General features: G+C 41.3%; 23 protein-coding genes. 18 read left to right on the forward strand and 5 right to left on the reverse strand.

Going from position 1 to position 17,993, the window contains the following annotated elements; genetic code table 11:
- Nucleotides 1-80: 80 nt before the first annotated feature.
- The 6 genes from LPY66_RS11115 to murB all read left to right on the forward strand — a co-directional run bounded on the left by LPY66_RS11115 (nt 81) and on the right by murB (nt 3,519).
- Entirely contained in the window at nt 81-908 is an 828-nt protein-coding gene (locus tag LPY66_RS11115; RefSeq protein ID WP_337984405.1) for a 4Fe-4S binding protein, read from the forward strand.
- A gap of 178 nt (nt 909-1,086) precedes the next feature.
- Nucleotides 1,087-1,311 (forward strand): hypothetical protein, encoded by a 225-nt coding sequence (locus LPY66_RS11120; protein WP_337984406.1) that lies wholly within the window; start codon nt 1,087-1,089, stop codon nt 1,309-1,311.
- Entirely contained in the window at nt 1,292-1,606 is a 315-nt protein-coding gene (locus tag LPY66_RS11125; RefSeq protein WP_337984407.1) for a YbjQ family protein, read from the forward strand. Before LPY66_RS11120 ends, LPY66_RS11125 begins: the two co-directional genes overlap by 20 nt.
- Nucleotides 1,607-1,727: 121 nt before the next feature.
- Complete coding sequence (locus LPY66_RS11130; protein ID WP_337984408.1) at nt 1,728-2,123, forward strand: molybdenum cofactor biosynthesis protein MoaE; 396 nt, start codon at nt 1,728-1,730, stop codon at nt 2,121-2,123.
- A gap of 139 nt (nt 2,124-2,262) precedes the next feature.
- Nucleotides 2,263-2,481 carry a hypothetical protein gene (locus LPY66_RS11135; protein WP_337984409.1) on the forward strand — a complete coding sequence of 73 codons (219 nt, stop codon included), beginning with the start codon at nt 2,263-2,265 and terminating at the stop codon, nt 2,479-2,481.
- 117 nt (nt 2,482-2,598) lie between these two features.
- The gene (gene murB, locus LPY66_RS11140; protein ID WP_337984410.1) at nt 2,599-3,519 is read left to right on the forward strand and encodes a UDP-N-acetylmuramate dehydrogenase; all 921 of its coding nucleotides are present in this window, start codon (nt 2,599-2,601) and stop codon (nt 3,517-3,519) included.
- Nucleotides 3,520-3,648: 129 nt separating this feature from the next.
- Here the strand turns inward: murB and LPY66_RS11145 are convergent, their stop codons facing one another.
- Nucleotides 3,649-3,921 carry a hypothetical protein gene (locus LPY66_RS11145; protein ID WP_337984411.1) on the reverse strand — a complete coding sequence of 91 codons (273 nt, stop codon included), beginning with the start codon at nt 3,919-3,921 and terminating at the stop codon, nt 3,649-3,651.
- 363 nt (nt 3,922-4,284) lie between these two features.
- Here LPY66_RS11145 and LPY66_RS11150 point away from each other — a divergent pair, with 363 nt between their 5' ends.
- The 4 genes from LPY66_RS11150 to LPY66_RS11165 all read left to right on the forward strand — a co-directional run bounded on the left by LPY66_RS11150 (nt 4,285) and on the right by LPY66_RS11165 (nt 7,579).
- Nucleotides 4,285-4,935 carry a DUF1287 domain-containing protein gene (locus LPY66_RS11150; protein WP_337984412.1) on the forward strand — a complete coding sequence of 217 codons (651 nt, stop codon included), beginning with the start codon at nt 4,285-4,287 and terminating at the stop codon, nt 4,933-4,935.
- A 558-nt stretch (nt 4,936-5,493) separates the two neighbouring features.
- Complete coding sequence (locus LPY66_RS11155; protein WP_337984413.1) at nt 5,494-5,865, forward strand: response regulator; 372 nt, start codon at nt 5,494-5,496, stop codon at nt 5,863-5,865.
- Nucleotides 5,866-6,002: 137 nt separating this feature from the next.
- The gene (locus tag LPY66_RS11160; RefSeq protein WP_337984414.1) at nt 6,003-6,680 is read left to right on the forward strand and encodes a helix-turn-helix domain-containing protein; all 678 of its coding nucleotides are present in this window, start codon (nt 6,003-6,005) and stop codon (nt 6,678-6,680) included.
- A 20-nt stretch (nt 6,681-6,700) separates the two neighbouring features.
- Complete coding sequence (locus LPY66_RS11165; RefSeq protein WP_337988035.1) at nt 6,701-7,579, forward strand: IS3 family transposase; 879 nt, start codon at nt 6,701-6,703, stop codon at nt 7,577-7,579.
- Between the two features lie 52 nt (nt 7,580-7,631).
- Here the strand turns inward: LPY66_RS11165 and LPY66_RS11170 are convergent, their stop codons facing one another.
- The gene (locus LPY66_RS11170; protein ID WP_337984415.1) at nt 7,632-7,835 is read right to left on the reverse strand and encodes a manganese catalase family protein; all 204 of its coding nucleotides are present in this window, start codon (nt 7,833-7,835) and stop codon (nt 7,632-7,634) included.
- Between the two features lie 139 nt (nt 7,836-7,974).
- On the opposite strand from LPY66_RS11170, the gene LPY66_RS11175 reads away from it, so the two are divergent.
- Nucleotides 7,975-8,193: a type II toxin-antitoxin system HicB family antitoxin gene (locus LPY66_RS11175; RefSeq protein WP_337984416.1), complete on the forward strand. Its 219-nt coding sequence runs from the start codon at nt 7,975-7,977 to the stop codon at nt 8,191-8,193.
- The gene (locus LPY66_RS11180) at nt 8,193-8,420 is read left to right on the forward strand and encodes a type II toxin-antitoxin system HicA family toxin (protein ID WP_337984417.1); all 228 of its coding nucleotides are present in this window, start codon (nt 8,193-8,195) and stop codon (nt 8,418-8,420) included. The genes LPY66_RS11175 and LPY66_RS11180 overlap by 1 nt, the downstream gene beginning before the upstream one ends.
- 186 nt (nt 8,421-8,606) lie before the next feature.
- Here the strand turns inward: LPY66_RS11180 and corA are convergent, their stop codons facing one another.
- Nucleotides 8,607-9,566: a magnesium/cobalt transporter CorA gene (gene corA / locus LPY66_RS11185; protein WP_337984418.1), complete on the reverse strand. Its 960-nt coding sequence runs from the start codon at nt 9,564-9,566 to the stop codon at nt 8,607-8,609.
- Nucleotides 9,567-9,864: 298 nt separating this feature from the next.
- Here corA and LPY66_RS11190 point away from each other — a divergent pair, with 298 nt between their 5' ends.
- Entirely contained in the window at nt 9,865-10,485 is a 621-nt protein-coding gene (locus tag LPY66_RS11190) for a GNAT family N-acetyltransferase (protein ID WP_337984419.1), read from the forward strand.
- An 802-nt stretch (nt 10,486-11,287) separates the two neighbouring features.
- Here LPY66_RS11190 and LPY66_RS11195 read toward each other — a convergent pair.
- Complete coding sequence (locus LPY66_RS11195) at nt 11,288-11,701, reverse strand: tyrosine-type recombinase/integrase (RefSeq protein WP_337984420.1); 414 nt, start codon at nt 11,699-11,701, stop codon at nt 11,288-11,290.
- A 259-nt stretch (nt 11,702-11,960) separates the two neighbouring features.
- Here LPY66_RS11195 and LPY66_RS11200 point away from each other — a divergent pair, with 259 nt between their 5' ends.
- From LPY66_RS11200 to LPY66_RS11215, 4 genes are all read left to right on the forward strand, one after another.
- On the forward strand, nt 11,961-12,302 hold the full coding sequence (locus tag LPY66_RS11200; protein ID WP_337984421.1) for a DUF3795 domain-containing protein: 342 nt from the start codon (nt 11,961-11,963) through the stop codon (nt 12,300-12,302).
- A gap of 98 nt (nt 12,303-12,400) precedes the next feature.
- Nucleotides 12,401-13,090 carry an aspartate/glutamate racemase family protein gene (locus tag LPY66_RS11205; RefSeq protein ID WP_337984422.1) on the forward strand — a complete coding sequence of 230 codons (690 nt, stop codon included), beginning with the start codon at nt 12,401-12,403 and terminating at the stop codon, nt 13,088-13,090.
- Between the two features lie 307 nt (nt 13,091-13,397).
- Nucleotides 13,398-13,856: a GyrI-like domain-containing protein gene (locus LPY66_RS11210; protein ID WP_337984423.1), complete on the forward strand. Its 459-nt coding sequence runs from the start codon at nt 13,398-13,400 to the stop codon at nt 13,854-13,856.
- 509 nt (nt 13,857-14,365) lie between these two features.
- Nucleotides 14,366-15,193: a TrmH family RNA methyltransferase gene (locus LPY66_RS11215; protein ID WP_337984424.1), complete on the forward strand. Its 828-nt coding sequence runs from the start codon at nt 14,366-14,368 to the stop codon at nt 15,191-15,193.
- A gap of 182 nt (nt 15,194-15,375) precedes the next feature.
- Here LPY66_RS11215 and LPY66_RS11220 read toward each other — a convergent pair whose 3' ends face one another.
- On the reverse strand, nt 15,376-16,932 hold the full coding sequence (locus LPY66_RS11220; protein WP_337984425.1) for an ABC-F family ATP-binding cassette domain-containing protein: 1,557 nt from the start codon (nt 16,930-16,932) through the stop codon (nt 15,376-15,378).
- Between the two features lie 219 nt (nt 16,933-17,151).
- On the opposite strand from LPY66_RS11220, the gene LPY66_RS11225 reads away from it, so the two are divergent.
- Nucleotides 17,152-17,988 carry a class I SAM-dependent methyltransferase gene (locus tag LPY66_RS11225; protein ID WP_337984426.1) on the forward strand — a complete coding sequence of 279 codons (837 nt, stop codon included), beginning with the start codon at nt 17,152-17,154 and terminating at the stop codon, nt 17,986-17,988.
- Nucleotides 17,989-17,993 lie beyond the last annotated feature (5 nt).

Below are 17,993 nucleotides of genomic sequence, written 5' to 3' on the forward strand. Positions count from 1 at the left end.
GGCCGTTTTTGCTTACCAATTCATATGGAGCTAAACTTGATGTAATTATGTTATAATCTTGGATAAAGAGGGGAGTAGAAATGTTGAACACAGAAATGCTGATCGGCCACGCAACGGATTATTTATCCACCTGCAACGATAATTATATTCAGGATGAAGATGCTATTCGTGAAGATCTCGCGGGGATGCGGATATTTGACGATCCTATATTTGCCTTTGGCGATGCATCCGACCCGTTATTTCAGCGTCTTCAGTCTATCGTTCATCCTGGCTTTATGCTCCCGCATGACTGGGTCAGTGATGCCAAGAGTGTGATCTCCTATTTTCTCCCGTTTACAGACACGGTTAGAGTATCCAATCGTCAACCCTGCACATCCGCTTCCGATGAATGGCTGCATGCCCGTATTGAAGGACAAAAAATGCTGGCTATCTTAGGAGAGCATATCTGCCGTCTTTTGACCGGTGAAGGCTATTCTGCCGCATTCCCAACAACCGATGCGCGCTTTAAAATGCTTCAGCCATATATATCGAATTGGTCCGAGAGACATGTCGCCTACATCTGCGGCTTAGGTACTTTTGGACTTTCCAAAGGACTGATTACCCGAAAAGGGACAGCCGGTCGTTTTGGAAGCATCATCACATCCTGCGAGCTGCCGGTAACCCGACGCGGTTATACGGGCGTGTATGACTACTGCACCTTATGCGGGAAATGCCAGAAGAATTGTCCGGTTCAAGCCATCGATATACGTAAGGGCATTGAAAACGCTAAAGATCATTTGGTCTGCGGGCCGTATGTTGATACAACGATTTTACCTCCGCACGGACCAAATCAACGGGTTCGTTATGGTTGCGGCAAGTGTCATGTCGATGTCCCATGCGAGCATGGAATTCCGGAATTTACATCATGAGCTTACTAAATGCCACCGATTTTTAATCGCGTTTTACGGTATAAAGAGTATACATTTCAAATAATTGGCTTATATCGTAAGTAAGGATTGAAAGTACCTTTTTGAAGGATAATAAGTAATAATGTATAATATAAATAAATAGTTTTATTTCCACTCGCTGGTATCTAGGAGTAAGTATATGTACAAAAAGAAAATGATCGCTCCAATTGTGATTACAACCTTGATTGTCTTGTATTTTATAGGTTATGCATTCGTCTGTATCTTTGTAGCAGGTATCCCATTGCTGGCCAAAATATTAGGCGCTTTGATTCCTATAATATTAGCGGGAGTTAGCATATTTGTTTTGGTGGAACGAATCAAAGAAATAAGGAGCGGTGAGGAAGATGATCTTAGTCAATACTGATTACATCACAGGAAAAACACTTGAAATACTTGGGATTGTCAAGGGCAGTACGATTCAGTCAAGAAACATCGGTCGTGATATCACGCAAGGTTTTAAAACGCTAGTCGGTGGTGAATTAAAAGCTTATACGGAAATGATGGATGATGCGCGAGCACTTGCGACAAAACGTATGGTCGCTGAAGCAGAAAAGTTGCAGGCTGACGCAGTCATTAATATTCGATATGCCTCGGCCGCCGTTATGCAGGGAGCTGCAGAGGTCATGGTATATGGCACGGCGGTTAAATTTAGTGTATGACAACCTCATGCTAAGAATATCAACCGTTGGTTTACCGTCACTAATATAAAATGCAAAGGGATTATGAATATAATATGTTCCTTATGCTATTAACCTAAATCACCGAGGAGGAAATGGAATTATGAAAAAACAACCGCCATCCATTGATCAATGGCTAAAAGAAGCAAAAGCAGATCCGGCCGCCTTACAAGAAGGTATGTATTTAGTCCATAATGGGGTTGTACGCCAAACACCTAAAGTCAAAGTACGCCAAGGCATTGATGATGGTTCGACCGTTAAAGGAATGGAATTTAGTTATGATGCCGCGAAGGTGGATGCTGTCATTGCGGAGACCTATAAGATGGACGGTATCTTTCATGTCAGAGTCTGGCTGAATGAAGGCCAGCTCGAACTTGGCGACGATATTATGGTAGTTCTCATCGGCGGCGATATACGGCCCCATGTTATCGATGCTTTACAGTTCCTGGTTGGGAAAATCAAAAATGAATGTGTTATTGAAATCGAACATAAGCAGTAAATTTCCGCTCCGTCGCGTTGGTTTCTTATTTATTTTAAGGGACGCCGGGCTATGGCGTCCCTTAAGTGGGATCGTCCTGTTATTTTGTGCTGTAAATGTGAAATACTATAGGAAGCTATCTACTAGTTAGGGAGAAAGGGTGAGTTGTTTGGCAAAGTTATATGCTGTTTATACAGTGGCTGCATCGGATGAACGTTTCTTAGGTCAAGCCCGTCTTACTGATAAGGATGTCCAAGCAATCGAGCAAAGTTTTATAGGTGAGTTAAAATCGTTCGATTCAATTACGCTGACGGACGGCGATAGCGTCAATATCGATGAGATCGTGGCCATCGAAGAGATCACTGAAGACGAAGATTGATGTCTCACGTGTAGGTGTCAGTCGCAAATATCCGTGATAATTTGCAGGATAGTATCTTTAAGTCGACAAGCTGTTTGATGTATGATGATAGGGGATAAACGGATGGAGGATAATGAAATGAGTAAAATCGAGAAGCTTGCCGCCTTAATTCAGATGAACTTTGCAGACACCGTGGTTCATTTAAATGAAGATATGAAAAAGCACACAACGTTTAAAACCGGGGGAAACGCCGATTGTTTAATCGAACCCGGAAATATGCCGGAACTGCAACAACTGATTGGATACATATTAAAGGAAAACATCCCGTTTATGGTTATTGGACAAGGCAGCAATATTATTGTGAGTGACAAGGGCTTAAGGGGCGTCGTGATCAAACTCGGGAAACGCTTAAGCCGATGCACGGTTCATAATGAGATACTTGAGGCCGAAGCGGGGGCACTGCTTACCGATGTGGCGGAAGTGGCACAAGAAAACGGTCTTTCCGGATTGGAGTTTGCCTGCGGCATACCCGGAAGCATCGGCGGCGGCGTATTTATGAATGCCGGTGCCTACGGCGGAGAGATCAAAAACGTTGTGCACGCTATTCTCGTCCTGACCCGGGAGGGGAAATTTCTAAGCCGAGAAGCGGAGGATTTGGCACTCGGCTATCGAACCAGCATCATGCAAACAAACGGAGATATTGTCTTAGGTGCCACGTTTAAACTGGTAAAAGGACACAAAGACGTTATTAAACAGACAATGGACGAATTGAATCACAAACGGGAACAATCCCAGCCCTTGGCCTTGCCAAGTGCCGGAAGCGTCTTTAAACGACCGGCCGGATATTATACCGGAAAATTAATCGAAGAGTCCAACTTAAAAGGGTACCAGATCGGTGGGGCACAGGTCTCTACCCAGCATGCCGGTTTCATTGTTAATGTGGGTCAAGCTTCGACGAGCGATATACAGGCACTAATCCGGCACATTCAATATGAAGTTAAAAGACGTTTTGGAGTAAATCTGGAAACAGAAGTGCGGTTTGTTGGTGAATTTGATTAAATTGATTAATACTATCATTTATTGCTGGTGACATGCTAAAAGAAATAAAAAACCATGAAGCTCGTGATAACGCGTTCATGGTTTCAATTCTTAAAGACATATTATTTCTGAATATGACCTAGCGTCTTACTATTGTATGCTATCCTTGCTGCAGTTATCACTGCTGCATTCGAAACAGCTATCGGGGTTGCCAGTACACGGTGTTGAAGGATTAGCATAGTCTTTTTGGAAACCTGGGCCATCGGAACCGAAAGACATATAAAGCACTTCGACATTGTTGCTGCCACATGCGGTGCATTGCGCTAGCTTAATGTTTTCTTCACTATCACTGAGAGAAAATTCAATACTGCAATCTTTACACTTTAAAAAATACTGAGGATAAGCATTACTTCCGGAAACCATAGTAGACCCTCCTTAATTATTATAATTGACATGAAATATAAAATGCACCGACAGATAAACGCCGGTTGATAATATTCGTTAATAGTTTAACATATATCCTTTCGTCTTAACAGGGGGACGGTATCGCGTTCTTAAATTAGGAACCGAAATTCATTTTGACACAGCATATCCATTGCTATAAATCTCAAAGAATTAATTGACAGATTTAGGCCATTGTAATTCACGTGTCAATCACCGTAATTTCTAAAATATGGTACAATATGCATAGACGTAAATTCGTATTGAAGTTTCATCTTGTGCGGTCTGGTGATGAGAATTCTTGTGCTACTCTGTTTTAGCACGTGTTAATGAGGAAAATCTTTCATGAAAAAATTAATTCTGATAAGCATTGTGATTATCGGTGCTGCCATTCTGGCAATCCAATATTCGCCTAGTCATAACCCCGTTCATATTACACAGATCGATTGCCCCAGTGATCAGGATGGTGACGGGCTGGACGATCTGAGAGACATCGTTGCAGGGGCGAAAGAAGAAGTGAAGCGTAAACCCCAATATAAGAGTGCATATTATCAAGGGGGATATCCGCCTGATACTGAAGGCGTTTGCACGGATGTGGTGTGGCGGGCATTTCAACATGCGGGCTATAATCTGAAGGACATGATGGATAAAGATATTCGCGAGAATCTATCTGAGTATCCTCGAATTGATGGGAACCCCGATCCAAATATTGATTTCCGGCGTGTTTCAAACATCTATGTGTTCCTGCGCAGGCAGGGTGGGGAACTGACCACGGAGATAAAAGCCGGGGATGCAGAGAATCTTAGTCAATGGCAGGCAGGGGATATTGTCACGTTTGATTATCCCTTTGAGCACATTGCCATTATTTCAGATAAGCGCCGCCCGGATGGTGTACCCTATATTCTGCATAACGCCGGACCGACAGCCAGCGAAGTGGATCGATTGCTCAGTTGGCCGTCAGCAATAACCGGACACTTTCGTTTCCCGAGTTTCTAGTAAACCGTTCTCAAAATATCTAGAGACCGATAGCGATACCGAAAGAATCGTTGTCGGTCATTTTAATAAATCCGGTCTATCATGGCTTCAATTTGCAAGCAAATTCGATATGAACGACATACCATATAATGGTAAAATTAACTGAGAGAGGTGTAAGCAAATGATTTTCGCTGTTTCATTTTTCTTATCAGTCGTTGCAATCGAATTGGCTATTATCATCTGGTTGCTGCTATGTATCCTGAACGAGCTCAAAAAATTAGAACACCCTAAACCGCCTCAACCTCCGCCGCATCATCAACCCTGCTTCTAATAATTCACAATCTTATTAAATGGCTGAATATCATATATATGCTGAGAATATAACGGTATCTCAGCTTTTTTTGCTTATCCCGTCAGAGTACGGAAACGAACCCATTTATTGTCAGCTGTAAAATACGAATAACGAAATCTATAAATCATTGACAGAAGGGCTGCTTTTTGCCAAAGATTAACGATTATTTACTAGTGTAATAATTAGTCTTGGCGTTATAATAAATATGCAATGCATGGAGGAAGACGATGGAAAAATGGCTTCTTATAGTGGAAGATGATCGGATTATTCGGATGGCCATTGAAAAATTCGCACAGCGAAAAAACTGGAAAGTGGTTATGGCTGAGGACGGTTTTGCTGCGCTTGATGCGTATCAGAAGTACGATTGCGCTGTCATCTTTATGGATTGTCAGATGCCGGGATTGGACGGTTATCAAACAACGCAGGCTATTCGGCAACTGGAAAGTCAGAAGGGGATTCGCATACCGATTATCGCCATGACGGCAGATGTGTCTCAAGAAGCCAGAGAAAGCTGTCTGAACGCGGGGATGGATGATTTTTTGATGAAACCACTGGAAATGTGCGAGTTTTATGCCAGTGTTGAGCGATGGGCAAAATAGTAATCAAAGAGTTATTTTGAACAGAGAGAGGCTGTTGCACACCGAACGTCATCGTTTCGTCATCGTTCGTGATATGCTCCCTTCTAGGTAGACAAGTGAAATAATAAAAACTTGTTGCTTAGAGGGGAGTATATTTTATGTCAAAGAGAAAGATATCTGGCAACGAGAAGTTAACTGCTGTATTACGGTATCTAGATGGAAAAACTAGCCAAAATCAGATTGCCCGTGATCTTAATGTAAGTTTAGCATCTGTTCAACAATGGATTTTTAATTATGAGTCCATGGGAGCCGATGTTTTCTTAATGAAAGGAACTAAAAAATACACAAAAGTACTTAAGATACAAGCTGTTGAAGATTATTTAGCTGGTTTGGGCTCTCAAACTGATATTTGTAAAAAGTATGGAATTCGATCAAAAGGTAAGTTACAACGCTGGATAAAACAGTATAATGGTCATGAAGAACTAAGGTCTTCTGGAACAGGAGGAAGTACCATCATGACCAAAGGAAGAAAAACCACTTTCGATGAACGCGTTGAAATCGTGCGGTATTGCATTGCACATGATCATAATTACGCAGAAACATCTGAAAAACATCAAGTATCCTATCAGCAGGTGCGTAACTATACTGTTAAATATGAAGTCTATGGGGTTGAAGCATTAAGAGACAATCGGGGGAAGCGAAAGTCTCAGGATAAGATGAGTGAATTAGAAAAGCTGAGAGCTGAAAATAAGATTTTAAGAGCAGAAAAAGAACAGGCCGAAATGGAGGCATCTTTCTTAAAAAAACTCGAGGGGATAGAGAGGAGGCGGGACTAAGCCTGGTTCGCCATGAATTTATATATCAGGCTATAAAAGAAGAAAACCAAGAACATAATTATCCGATCAGCACCCTATGTAAGTTTGGAAAGGTATCACGAGCAGCATATTATAAGTGGCTGCATAGAGAAATACCTGAAAGCGAAGCAGAAAATCTTCGTATCGCTGATGAGATTGAAAGAATTCATGAGGAAAGCCCAGATAAAGGGTATAGAAGAATCAAGGATGATCTTGAGCGGTATCATAATATAAAAGCGAATGACAAGCGAGTTTTACGCATTTGTCGTAAGTTAGATATAAAATCCACCATTAAGTATTCAAACAATGGGTGTACACGACAGGCAGCCAATCCACAGTATATAGCAGAAAACATACTAAATAGAGAATTCACCTCTGGAGCTCCAAATGAAAAATGGCTTACAGATGTAACAGAATTCAAGTATTACGTTGGAATAATAAAGCACAAACTATATCTTAGTGCAATATTAGATTTATACGATAGACGAATAGTTTCATATATTATACGTGATTCTAATAATAACGCGCTGGTATTCGATACATTTGATGCTGCCATTGAAGCTAATCCGGACGCACATCCAATCTTTCATAGTGACAGGGGATTCCAATATACGAACAGAGCATTTCATGCGAAGCTTGAAGCAGCTGGAATGACCCAAAGTATGTCAAGAATAGCCAAATGTATTGATAATGGCCCAATGGAAGGCTTTTGGGGGATTATTAAACGAGAACGCTATTACGGAAAAAGATTTACCAGCAGAGACTCTGTAGTAGAAATGATTGAGGAATATATCGATTACTATAACAACAAACGATTACAGAGGAATCTTGGTGTATTAACACCTTTGGAGAAACACGAAAGTTATTTACAAGCAGCATAAAACTGCCAGCAGGTTATACCTACTGGCAGCAGAGTTTTATTTTTTTAATTGTCTACTTGACGGGGAGCGGTTCAATCATGCCTAACAGCTCCCTTATATATGGATTGGGCATGTTACTGCGGTGATTCATGTATTGGGTGGCTGCAGAGAATTCACTATCCTTACCGCCATAATGTTCAAACATCACTTGACCAAATCCTGGATCAGGGCAGCTAACCTCGACAGGGTATAATAACCCATTAATATACTTAAACACATTTATCCCTCCTTACCCTTAAGATAATGTATTATACTGGTAACTTATCGGAATAGTTACAATAGAGGCCAAATTTGCAAATATAGGACACTTCTGCAATTATTTATGGTAAAATTAGATATACAGTCTGTATGGGAGAGTGATTAACTTGGTTCATAAAGTAACGGCCATTGTTCAGCAAGATGATAACTGGTATGTTGCAAAGTGTCTGGAGAATAATGTGGCTTCGCAGGGAAAGACAGTAGAAGAAGCTATTGCTAATCTTAAAGAAGCGCTAGAATTATATTATGAAGATGTGCCCTCTGATATTGTGGAACCAAGACAGACATTTGTTACCACATTGGAGGTAACTGTTTAATGGGTTCGAAGTATCCTGTTCTTAAACCAGATGAGATCATTAAAGCCTTAAACGAGTTTGGTTTCAGAGTAGTTTCTCAGAAGGGGAGTCATATTAAACTCCGAAGGGATGGTTTGATTGTGAAAACTGTCATCGTCCCTAATCACTACGAAGTTGCACGGGGTACGTTACAGAGCATCCTAGAACAAGCAGGAATAACACTTGAAGAATTTCTGACAAAGTTGTAATTCAAGGGCCGCCATCCGAGGCGGCTCTCAGTATAGGGGCGTCTGACTTTACATAACAGCGTGTTTTCGACACTTAGCCAATATGAATGCAATTGGAGACGCGTCGCAAATTCGCGAACCGTTAGTCGACATATAGCTTATCAGGGTTTGCTTTAAAGCTTTCATTTTTTTTGGATTATTTCAATGTTACTTTTTCATATTAAACCAGCCCTTGCGTTTAAACCAAAGAAGCATAGAAATACCGATAAACGCCATAATACCTAAAACATAAAAATACCCGTAACGCCATCGTAATTCCGGCATATAGTCGAAGTTCATTCCATATATCCCGACAATAAAAGTTAAAGGGATGAAAATGGACGTGATAATTGTAAGAATCGTCATGATTTTATTCATACGGTGAGAGTTGATGGATAGATAGCTGTCCCGAATGTCCTTAGTGACTTCTCGGCTTGACTCTACCGTGTCTGCAAGCTGCAAGAGATGGTCATAGATGTCATTAAAATCGCGCTTATTTTTTTTGAAATCTTTTAGATGATCGGAATTAAGCATTCTATAAAGCAACTCCTTGGTGGAGTTTACAATATGCCTGAGTTTCAGGAGATCTGCCCGGAGATCAAATACTTGATCAATCAAATTACTGAACTTCCTGTCTCCGGACCTTATATCAATTTCGTTTAAATAGTCCTCAATGCTGTATACAGCCGGAAAAAGCCTGTCTACGATCTTATCAAGAATTAAATAGGCAAGATAAGTTGGTCCTTCTGTCCGGATATTCTCATTGTCGGTAATTTTTTGACGGACACTGCTTATCTCCTCCAGTTTGGATTTATGAAAGGTTACAATATAATTCTCGCCAACAAACAAGTCAATTTCTACCGGATCAAGTGTGTTCTGGCCCAAAGCTTGAAAGATAAAGAAAGTATAGGTATCGTAATAATCGACTTTAGGACGTTCCAAATTTTCCAGGCAATCCTCTATAGCCAAAGGATGAAATTTGAAGTGATCACTTAATAACTGGGCTTCTTCTTGATCTGGTGACTCAAAATCTACCCAGTACCAGCTAATATTGTTCCCTGTCAATTGTTCCAGGGTCAGATTCTGAAGCAATTGTGATTCTTTTGATAACGCAAGTGTATAAATCAATCTATTCTCCCCCAACATTCTATTATTATTTTACTTTTATAAATTTTCTGGTAACATCAGTTTTAGCTTTTCTAATATTACATTATTATACTACGTATGTCATACAGATCCGAATGTAAAAGAAAGAGGTGTTCAATGACTTGCAACAAGATAATTTCTATATAGGTAGAGAGATATTTGAAGAGGATTAGTGGGTTCCAATGCCTTCAAAATATCAAATGGTATTATTTAATAGGATGCATAAGGCCGCACATCCATGTGCGGATTAGTATTAAGAGATTGTCACTTGGAGGTTGAAATGATAAGAATAACTCAAAATCAAATTGAACCAGTTGCTAGGCTTCTGACAGAGTGTTTTATTGATGATCCCTTAACTGTTTTACAAACAAAAGGAATTTCAAATGAGAAAGAATTTCTTATTAAGCTATTTCAGATGCAATTAGACATATTTGAAAAAACAAGAGATATTTATTTGCTAGATGATAAGATTAATTCAGTGATAATTGGTTACGAAAAAAAGAAGTCTAAATGGTTGAAGCAACTTATATTAAGTATACAGGCATCATCAAAATTGCGGCACCAAATTAGTAAAACTGATTATGAAATATATGCAAAAAACGTTAAAAGTGTATCTAAGGATATTGATCTAAACTGGCAAAAACAATTTATAAAAAAGAACTTTTATCATATAAATGTAATTGCTGTTGCACCAGAAGCTAGAGGTGAAGGTAACGCAAGGGTATTGATTAACCGAATTATTAACTATTGTAAAGAAAATAATATTCCAATAATCTTGGAGACTGTTAATTCGAATCAAATTGAAATGTATAGACATTTGGGATTTGATTTGGTCAAAACTATATCGGGCAACGTTACCGGATTAAAGCAATTTTGTTTTATTAAATATCCCCATTCTTAAAGATCTGGGGGAGACGCCGTCCATGGCGTCTTCGGCTTCGCGGGGCATCCTACTACGCATAACAGTAAGCGATTTATGATGTTCAGAACAAAAGAAAAAGCCAAGACTTAAAGTCAATGGCGTAAATTGAGAAAAAATCGATAAACAAAAAACCTGAACATCATGAATCGCGTGTTGTACTAAACCGTCTGCCGACGGAAGCGAGAATTATGGGAATTCAATCTATTCAAACCAGTGCTGAAAGATAAAAATAGGGACAAATCACATACATCGAGCCGGAAAAAATCAAAAATAACCGGGATTAGCCTCAAAATGGACATGCCTTCCCCCTCCCCATAGCGGGCCTTGCAAAAAAACTATGCAATTGAAATGACTTAAGTGACGGCAGAAGGAAAGCACTTCCAGCCAAAATTCACATTGGAACTGCCGCAACAAGGACAATACCGGACTTTTGGGCGGGAGAAAGAAGCCGGCATCTTACTACTAACCAGCCGACGGCAGCGGAGCAGTTTCGTACCAATATTGCGGCTGGAAAGAAGCCCATAATGTCGGATCTTCACAATTCCCCTTATCTTTATAGTCCTTCCAGGAAAAACTAACCGATCTGCCGTTAAAACCAGTAAAGCCTGCTGAATATGTCTTGCAGAAAGCGGTTTTTCCTTAATAAATCCCGAAAAAGCAAATACTCAGGGTGGAAAAGTTTCCAGTAAGCCCTTAGAACCCGGAGATTTTCCTGAGAAAGAATCGTAAAACGATCTTTTCCCCCCTACCTTGATTGACCCGAATCAGCATTTGTTTGGAATCAATTCTCTGAGACCTTGAGGTTTAGCGTTTCACTAATACGCAGGCCAGAAGAATAAGTAGTCAGGAGAATAGCTTTGTGCTTCAGATAGTGGACCTGATCAATAATGGAAAGAATCTCATCTCGGGAAAGAACACAAGGAAACTTTTTTAAACGTTTTGGGCGGACAATTACATCATCAGACCAATTAAGCTGAAGAACCTTATTGAAGAAGAGCTTGAAAGCATTGCAGGAGATATTGATATTGCTGTAACTGATCCCGGACTGAACACGGTGATGGAGATATTTTTTAAGTTCATGGGGAGAGATTGAAGGAGCAGGTTTGGCAAAATGTTTCTCTAAAAGCCTTAGGTGGCAAAGGTAATGACGAACCGTCTGAGGAGAGAACCCGCGAAGTTCCATTTCAGATTTCATTTGCAAAAAATGGTAAGATAGGGTATAGCCGTTATCTGAAATTCCCTGCACGGACCGCGACATCGTGTCGCGGATTTTAGGGAGACAGTTCTTAGAGATGAATATTTCATGGTGATTCAGACATGCATCCAGTCAAAGGAGACAGACTGGTCCCAACTAATTCAGCTTATTGTAACGCAAAACCGTTTAATAATATGGTATTGGCCGGCGGCTAAATGTACAAATAGGATTTTACAGATTTTTTAGGAGGTGTCATTTCGTGTCAATTGAAGAGATCGGATGTTGTGGCGCGTATTGTGGCACTTGCCCCATAATAAAGAATAAGCAATGTAAAGGATGTAAATTAGGATACGATAATGGAGAGCGAAATATTGATAAAGCGAGATGTAAGATAAAAGTATGTTGCATCAAGAAAGATCTTGATTCCTGTGCTGATTGCTCTGAGTTACTTGAATGCTCTACCATTAATGATTTTTATAATAAGAAGGGTTATAAGTATCAGAAATATAAGGAAGCGGCCTATTACATTCGAGAATACGGATATATCAGATTTCTCGAAATAGCAAACAATTGGACAAATGTATATGGAAAGTACAAGTAATAATTTGTCTAATAGTTGATATATCGGGAATTCAAGGGCCAGAATACGCGAGACGTTAGACGACAGACTTAAGTAATAATTATTTGGGGAGGAAATAGATGAAAACCATCGGTTTAATCGGAGGAATGAGCTGGGAATCGTCATCAGAATATTATCGCATTATTAATGAAGAAGTTAAGCAAAGGCTTGGAGGTTTGCATTCGGCCAAATGTGTTCTCTATAGCATAGACTTCGAGGAAATAGAGATCTGCCAAAGAAATGGAGAATGGGAAAAGGCTGCTCAGATTTTAACAGGCGCTGCTTATAGTCTTGAGTCAGCAGGTGCAGATTTTATCGTCATTTGTACGAATACTATGCACAAAGTTGCAAACCAGATCCAGGCAGGCATTAATATTCCAATACTTCATATTGCAGATATTACAGCTCAACAAGTTCTATCTAATGAAATTAAAACAGTTGGGCTCTTGGGGACAAAATATACTATGGAACAAGATTTCTATAAATCCCGTTTAGAGGCTAAGGGTATAAAAGTTTTGATTCCAAAGGAAATCGATAGGGTAATAGTAAACACAGTAATTTATAATGAGCTATGCCTAGGAAAGATTGTTGATGAATCAAGAGTCAGATATAAAAGAATCATAGAAGATTTAATAGAAGAAGGTGCAGATGGAATCATTCTAGGGTGTACAGAAATTGGCCTCTTAGTAAAACCTGGGGACTCAACTGTTCCGTTATTTGATACAACTTTGCTTCATGCACTAGGGGCAGTAAACTTCGCATTAGAATAATATGGGTCAGGGTATTCCTTAAACGTTTTGTGCGTTAGAATGCATGACTGTTTTCATTTATTATTGGAGTACCTTTATCTGAGTACATAATGAAACGGAGATTGACTTTAGCAGGATATGATGTACAGCATGGTACGGATAAAATCATTGATATTTCTTTAAGATACTGTTACGAATCACATTCTTCGTTTACGCGTGCATTTAAAGAATTGGTGTGACCCCCTCAGTCGCTCGCAATAATAAAAGAATAAGACTGAAAGTTTGTCCTCAATTCACCTTCTCATTAGCAATTGGAGGATTAAGTGAAATGGAACACAGGATTATTGAATTGCCTGCAGCCAGAATGGCTCGTTCAGGAGAAAAAGACATTTGGGAGTTCGGCAAATGGTGGCCTACAATTGCCGCAAAAGAGAAAGGATTATTGTTTCCAAAGGATTTTTGGTGGAACAATGAAATAACAGGACGACCTGAATGGTTATATGCAATTCCAGAAGATTTAACAGATACAAATGGGTACGAAGTATTTGATTTTCCTGGAGGATTATATGCAGTGACTACTTCATATGATGAAGAACAGGAGAAGACTAAAGCTTATTTTGCTTTGAAAAAATGGGTTGAAGAGAGTGGTTGCTTCGAAATGGCTAATGAAAATAATGATCCGACTTATCATAGTCGCTATGGAATGGGGCATGTCTCAACACCTAAAGGATGTACAAGACATCAATTTACTATGTTTATACCGATTGTCAAGAAGTTTGCTACATGAGTTTTGGATTCTGGACAAGAAGAAATTTAAGGGTCGGTCATCCGTGACCGACTCTGGCTTCGCGGGGCGTGGCACATCAGAGAACACGGTTTTCCCGACACTTGGAGGATGATACATGTGGCTGGGGCGCGTCGGGAATACCTGGACGTTCTACGACATATCGTGCAAAGGCCGTGCCGTCCATGGATCGGACGAAATGAGTTATAAGTATTTCTTCGCAGTAGTAGGAAAATACTTCTCAGAATCTTATTCAACGGATAGTGGTTATAGAAACTACAAATAGATATCAGGGGTAGGGGGAGAGCGGATTGTTTAAAAGCAAGTGGGATATGCCTTAGGATGGCGGCAATTTCGTCAAAAATCAAAGATTATTGCAAGGTTGACTATACTCTATAGCTACAAATGTTTCCAGTAGACCAAAGAAACTCATATATGAAAGACTTGAAGGAGAGCCATGGACTATCTATAAGGCAAATTGAAAGATGGACAGGGATTAATAGGGGGATAAGATGTCAAACATATTTGAAATAAGCGACTTTTCATCGCCCAATTTGGATGTCTTTGCTCGCCTGACGGAAACGCAGCTACGCAACCGTATGGAGCCGGAAATGGGCATCTTTATTGCGGAGAGTATCAAGGTAATTGGACTTGCCCTCGACGCTGGATGCGAGCCTATTTCGCTTTTGATGGAGCGCAAATACATTGCAGGGCAGGCCCACGATATAATCACCCGCTGCGGAGATATCCCCGTCTATACTGCCGATAGCAACCTGCTCGCAGGACTGACTGGCTTTCAGCTGACACGCAGTGTGCTGTGTGCCATGCGGCGTCCTCACCTACCCAGTGTAGAAGAGGCGTGCGCAGGTGCAAGTCGAGTGGCTGTGCTTGAAGGTATTGCGGACTCTACCAACGTCGGTGCTATTTTTCGCTCGGCTGCGGCGCTAGGCATAGATGCCGTGTTGCTTACTCCCTCATGCTGTGACCCACTATGCCGGCGTGGGGTGAGGGTGAGCATGGGGACCATCTTTCAAGTGCCATGGGCTCGTATTGGCAGCGAGCCCTCTCATTGGCCGCAGCAGGGTATGGAGAGTCTGCGCAAGCTAGGCTTTAAGACCGTTGCCATGGCTTTAAGTGATACCGCTGTCAGCATAGACGATCCGCAGCTCATGGCCCAGGAAAAGCTTGCTATCATACTGGGTACAGAAGGTAATGGACTGGCACCAAACACGGTTGCCCACTGTGATTACACCGCGCGTATCCCCATGTCCCATAACGTGGACTCGCTGAATGTTGCTGCAGCAAGCGCAGTGGCTTTCTGGCAACTCAAAGCCCGGTAAAATTTTAGCTGAGGACGGGAAAGCCGGCCACATGGGGAAGGGGTTAACAGGAGTATGCAGCTTGCAAAGGAAACATCAACCGGACAGGCAGATAGGAGAAATTGATGCGAACCTCCCTGCAAGGAATAGCACAGAAAGCCAAAAGACTTAAACGCTACCGATTTCGCAAATTCTTATTTGTCTTAAAATAATTTTGTCGTCCAGGACTCGCAATTCCATACTTCAGTGACAATATCCCGATAGAATTCCGGCTCATGGCAGATGAGCAGAAGGCTGCCTTTATACGCTTTCAGCGCGCGTTTTAACTCTTCTTTGGCGTCAACGTCAAGGTGGTTGGTAGGCTCGTCGAGCAGGAGGCAATTGGTTTCTTTATTGATCAGCTTACACAGACGCACCTTCGCTTGTTCGCCGCCGCTTAAGACTAATACTTTACTTTCAATGTGTTTGGTGGTTAGACCGCATTTCGCTAGAGCACCCCGGACTTCATACTGGGTATAGCCGGGGAAATCTTTCCAGAATTCTTCGATACAGGTATTATAGTTGGCTTCTTTGACTTCTTGTTCAAAATAACCGGGATAGAGAAACTCGCCGAGCTCGACCTGTCCTGAAATCGCCGGAATTAATCCGAGGATGCTTTTTAGCAAGGTTGTTTTTCCTATGCCGTTGGCCCCAGTTAACGCGACTTTTTGGCCACGTTCCAGTGAGATGCTGATCGGGCGGGAGAGAGGCTCTCCGTAACCAATGACAAGGTCCGTTGTCCTTAAGACCAGCTTGCCCGAAGTCCGGGCTTCTTTAAAGTTGAAAACCGGTTTGGGTTTATCCTTAGCCAGCTCGATCCGGTCCATTTTATCCAGCTTCTTTTGGCGTGACATGGCCATATTCCGCGTGGATACACGGGCTTTGTTGCGCGCCACAAAATCCTCGAGGTCAGCAATTTCCTGCTGCTGTTTTTTATAAGCGGCCTCCACCTGGAGCTTTTTTGTTTCATATACTTTCAAGAAGTTGTCATAGTCGCCGACATAACGATTTAACTCCTGGTTGTCCATGTGATAAATCAGATTGACAACGCTGTTAAGGAAAGGCATATCGTGGGAAATCAAGATAAACGCGTTTTCATAATCCAATAAATAACGTTTCAACCATTCGATATGCTGTTCATCAAGATAATTCGTCGGCTCATCCAATAATAAAATATCCGGCTTTTCCAATAAGAGCTTTGCTAACAGGACTTTGGTTCGTTGGCCGCCGCTTAAGTCATCAACATCCTTATCCAAGCCGATATCCACTAAACCCAAACCCCGGGCAGTCTCCTCCACTTTTGCGTCAATCATATAAAAATCGTTATCGTTCAGTGTTTCCTGTATGGAACCCATATCTTCGAGCAAAACATCCAGGTCTTCCGGTGACGCATCGCTCATTTTATCACAGATGGCCAGCATCTCGGTCTCCAGCGCAAAAAGATACTGGAAAGCATCTTTCAGAACATCCCGAATCGTCGATCCCTTTTCCAGAACAACATGCTGATCCAGGTAGCCGACGCGAACACGCTTGGACCATTCGACTTGACCTTCATCGGGTTCCAGTTGGCGTGTGACAATATTCATAAACGTCGATTTGCCTTCACCATTAGCCCCAATCAGACCGATATGTTCACCTTTTAATAAACGAAAAGAGACATTTTGAAAGATAGCACGGTCGCCAAAGCCATGGCTCAAATTTTTTACGGTTAAAATACTCATCGAATCTTCCTTTACTATATAACTGCATTACTTAACGATATAACTCATTTTCCTCATTAGCCTGATTAGCTTACGTTACACTATTATTTAAACGGAGTACAGTGAACTGTTTACATTTTGCACAAGCACTATTGTAACCGATAGGACCCGCAATCGACAATTGGAATTAATTATTTTTATGGTAAAATGGAATAGAAATTTTTGTATTGAGGTGTCATCATGAGTATCGATTACTTTGATCAATTATGGCAGAGTAAGGGACCAGGAAAGAAAAGCTATAAAGAGGGAAGTGCCGAATCCTGGGACAGCCGTGTGGATGAATTCTCAACCGATCGCCCAGACGAACGGATCTCCAAAATTATCGCGCTATTAGAAGACAAACACCTGCTGCACCACAATGCCACTGTTTTGGATATAGGGTGCGGACCCGGGCGGTTTGCCGCCGAATTTGCCGGTAAAGCACATCACGTTGTTGGCGTGGATATTTCAGCAAATATGCTTAAAAACGCCAGACAATATTCTGCCGGTCAAAATATATCCAATACGGAGTTCATCCAATTAGACTGGCATGATGCAGACTTGTCAGAACTTCAATGGCAGCATCAGTTCAGTTTGGTCACCGCCATTATGTCACCGGCCATCTTCAGTCGGGAAAGTTTGGAGAAGATTATTGCAGCCAGCAGTGAAAATGGCTTTCTCTGTCATTTTGTTGAACACAGCGATCCCATTAATGATGAATTGAAAAGTTTGTTTTTCGGTCAGCAGCACGCAGATATCTATGGAAATAAAGCACTCTATTGCTGCTTAAATTATCTTTGGCTAAGAAAGCTGTACCCGGAAATCACCTACCTTGATACCCAGCGTCAAAGTACGCGGACGATCGAGGAAGCCACCCGGCATTATGTGAATCGATGGGAAATGAAAATAGATTTGTCCGGTACCCAACGCGAAGAGATAAAAGACATTGTGCAAAGACGGGCGAAGGATGGTGTGGTTTCAGAAACGATAGCGGCTCGGATTGCATGTGTTTATTGGCGAAATAAAATATACAAATAGTATTT

Origin of the sequence: Dehalobacter sp. DCM (assembly GCF_024972775.1) — a bacterium.
In the GTDB taxonomy this organism is placed as follows: Bacteria; Bacillota; Desulfitobacteriia; order Desulfitobacteriales; family Syntrophobotulaceae; genus Dehalobacter.

What these genes read in the sequence shown, in the direction of transcription:
- LPY66_RS11115 (WP_337984405.1), top strand. Translation starts at nt 81, where the DNA reads ATGTTGAACACAGAAATGCTGATCGGCCACGCAACGGATTATTTATCC.
- LPY66_RS11120 (WP_337984406.1), top strand. Translation starts at nt 1,087, where the DNA reads ATGTACAAAAAGAAAATGATCGCTCCAATTGTGATTACAACCTTGATT.
- LPY66_RS11125 (WP_337984407.1), top strand. Translation starts at nt 1,292, where the DNA reads ATGATCTTAGTCAATACTGATTACATCACAGGAAAAACACTTGAAATA.
- LPY66_RS11130 (WP_337984408.1), top strand. Translation starts at nt 1,728, where the DNA reads ATGAAAAAACAACCGCCATCCATTGATCAATGGCTAAAAGAAGCAAAA.
- murB (WP_337984410.1), top strand. Translation starts at nt 2,599, where the DNA reads ATGAGTAAAATCGAGAAGCTTGCCGCCTTAATTCAGATGAACTTTGCA.
- LPY66_RS11145 (WP_337984411.1), bottom strand. Translation starts at nt 3,921, where the DNA reads ATGGTTTCCGGAAGTAATGCTTATCCTCAGTATTTTTTAAAGTGTAAA.
- LPY66_RS11150 (WP_337984412.1), top strand. Translation starts at nt 4,285, where the DNA reads ATGAAAAAATTAATTCTGATAAGCATTGTGATTATCGGTGCTGCCATT.
- LPY66_RS11155 (WP_337984413.1), top strand. Translation starts at nt 5,494, where the DNA reads ATGGAAAAATGGCTTCTTATAGTGGAAGATGATCGGATTATTCGGATG.
- LPY66_RS11160 (WP_337984414.1), top strand. Translation starts at nt 6,003, where the DNA reads ATGTCAAAGAGAAAGATATCTGGCAACGAGAAGTTAACTGCTGTATTA.
- LPY66_RS11180 (WP_337984417.1), top strand. Translation starts at nt 8,193, where the DNA reads ATGGGTTCGAAGTATCCTGTTCTTAAACCAGATGAGATCATTAAAGCC.
- LPY66_RS11190 (WP_337984419.1), top strand. Translation starts at nt 9,865, where the DNA reads ATGATAAGAATAACTCAAAATCAAATTGAACCAGTTGCTAGGCTTCTG.
- LPY66_RS11195 (WP_337984420.1), bottom strand. Translation starts at nt 11,701, where the DNA reads ATGAAATCTGAAATGGAACTTCGCGGGTTCTCTCCTCAGACGGTTCGT.
- LPY66_RS11205 (WP_337984422.1), top strand. Translation starts at nt 12,401, where the DNA reads ATGAAAACCATCGGTTTAATCGGAGGAATGAGCTGGGAATCGTCATCA.
- LPY66_RS11210 (WP_337984423.1), top strand. Translation starts at nt 13,398, where the DNA reads ATGGAACACAGGATTATTGAATTGCCTGCAGCCAGAATGGCTCGTTCA.
- LPY66_RS11215 (WP_337984424.1), top strand. Translation starts at nt 14,366, where the DNA reads ATGTCAAACATATTTGAAATAAGCGACTTTTCATCGCCCAATTTGGAT.
- LPY66_RS11220 (WP_337984425.1), bottom strand. Translation starts at nt 16,932, where the DNA reads ATGAGTATTTTAACCGTAAAAAATTTGAGCCATGGCTTTGGCGACCGT.
- LPY66_RS11225 (WP_337984426.1), top strand. Translation starts at nt 17,152, where the DNA reads ATGAGTATCGATTACTTTGATCAATTATGGCAGAGTAAGGGACCAGGA.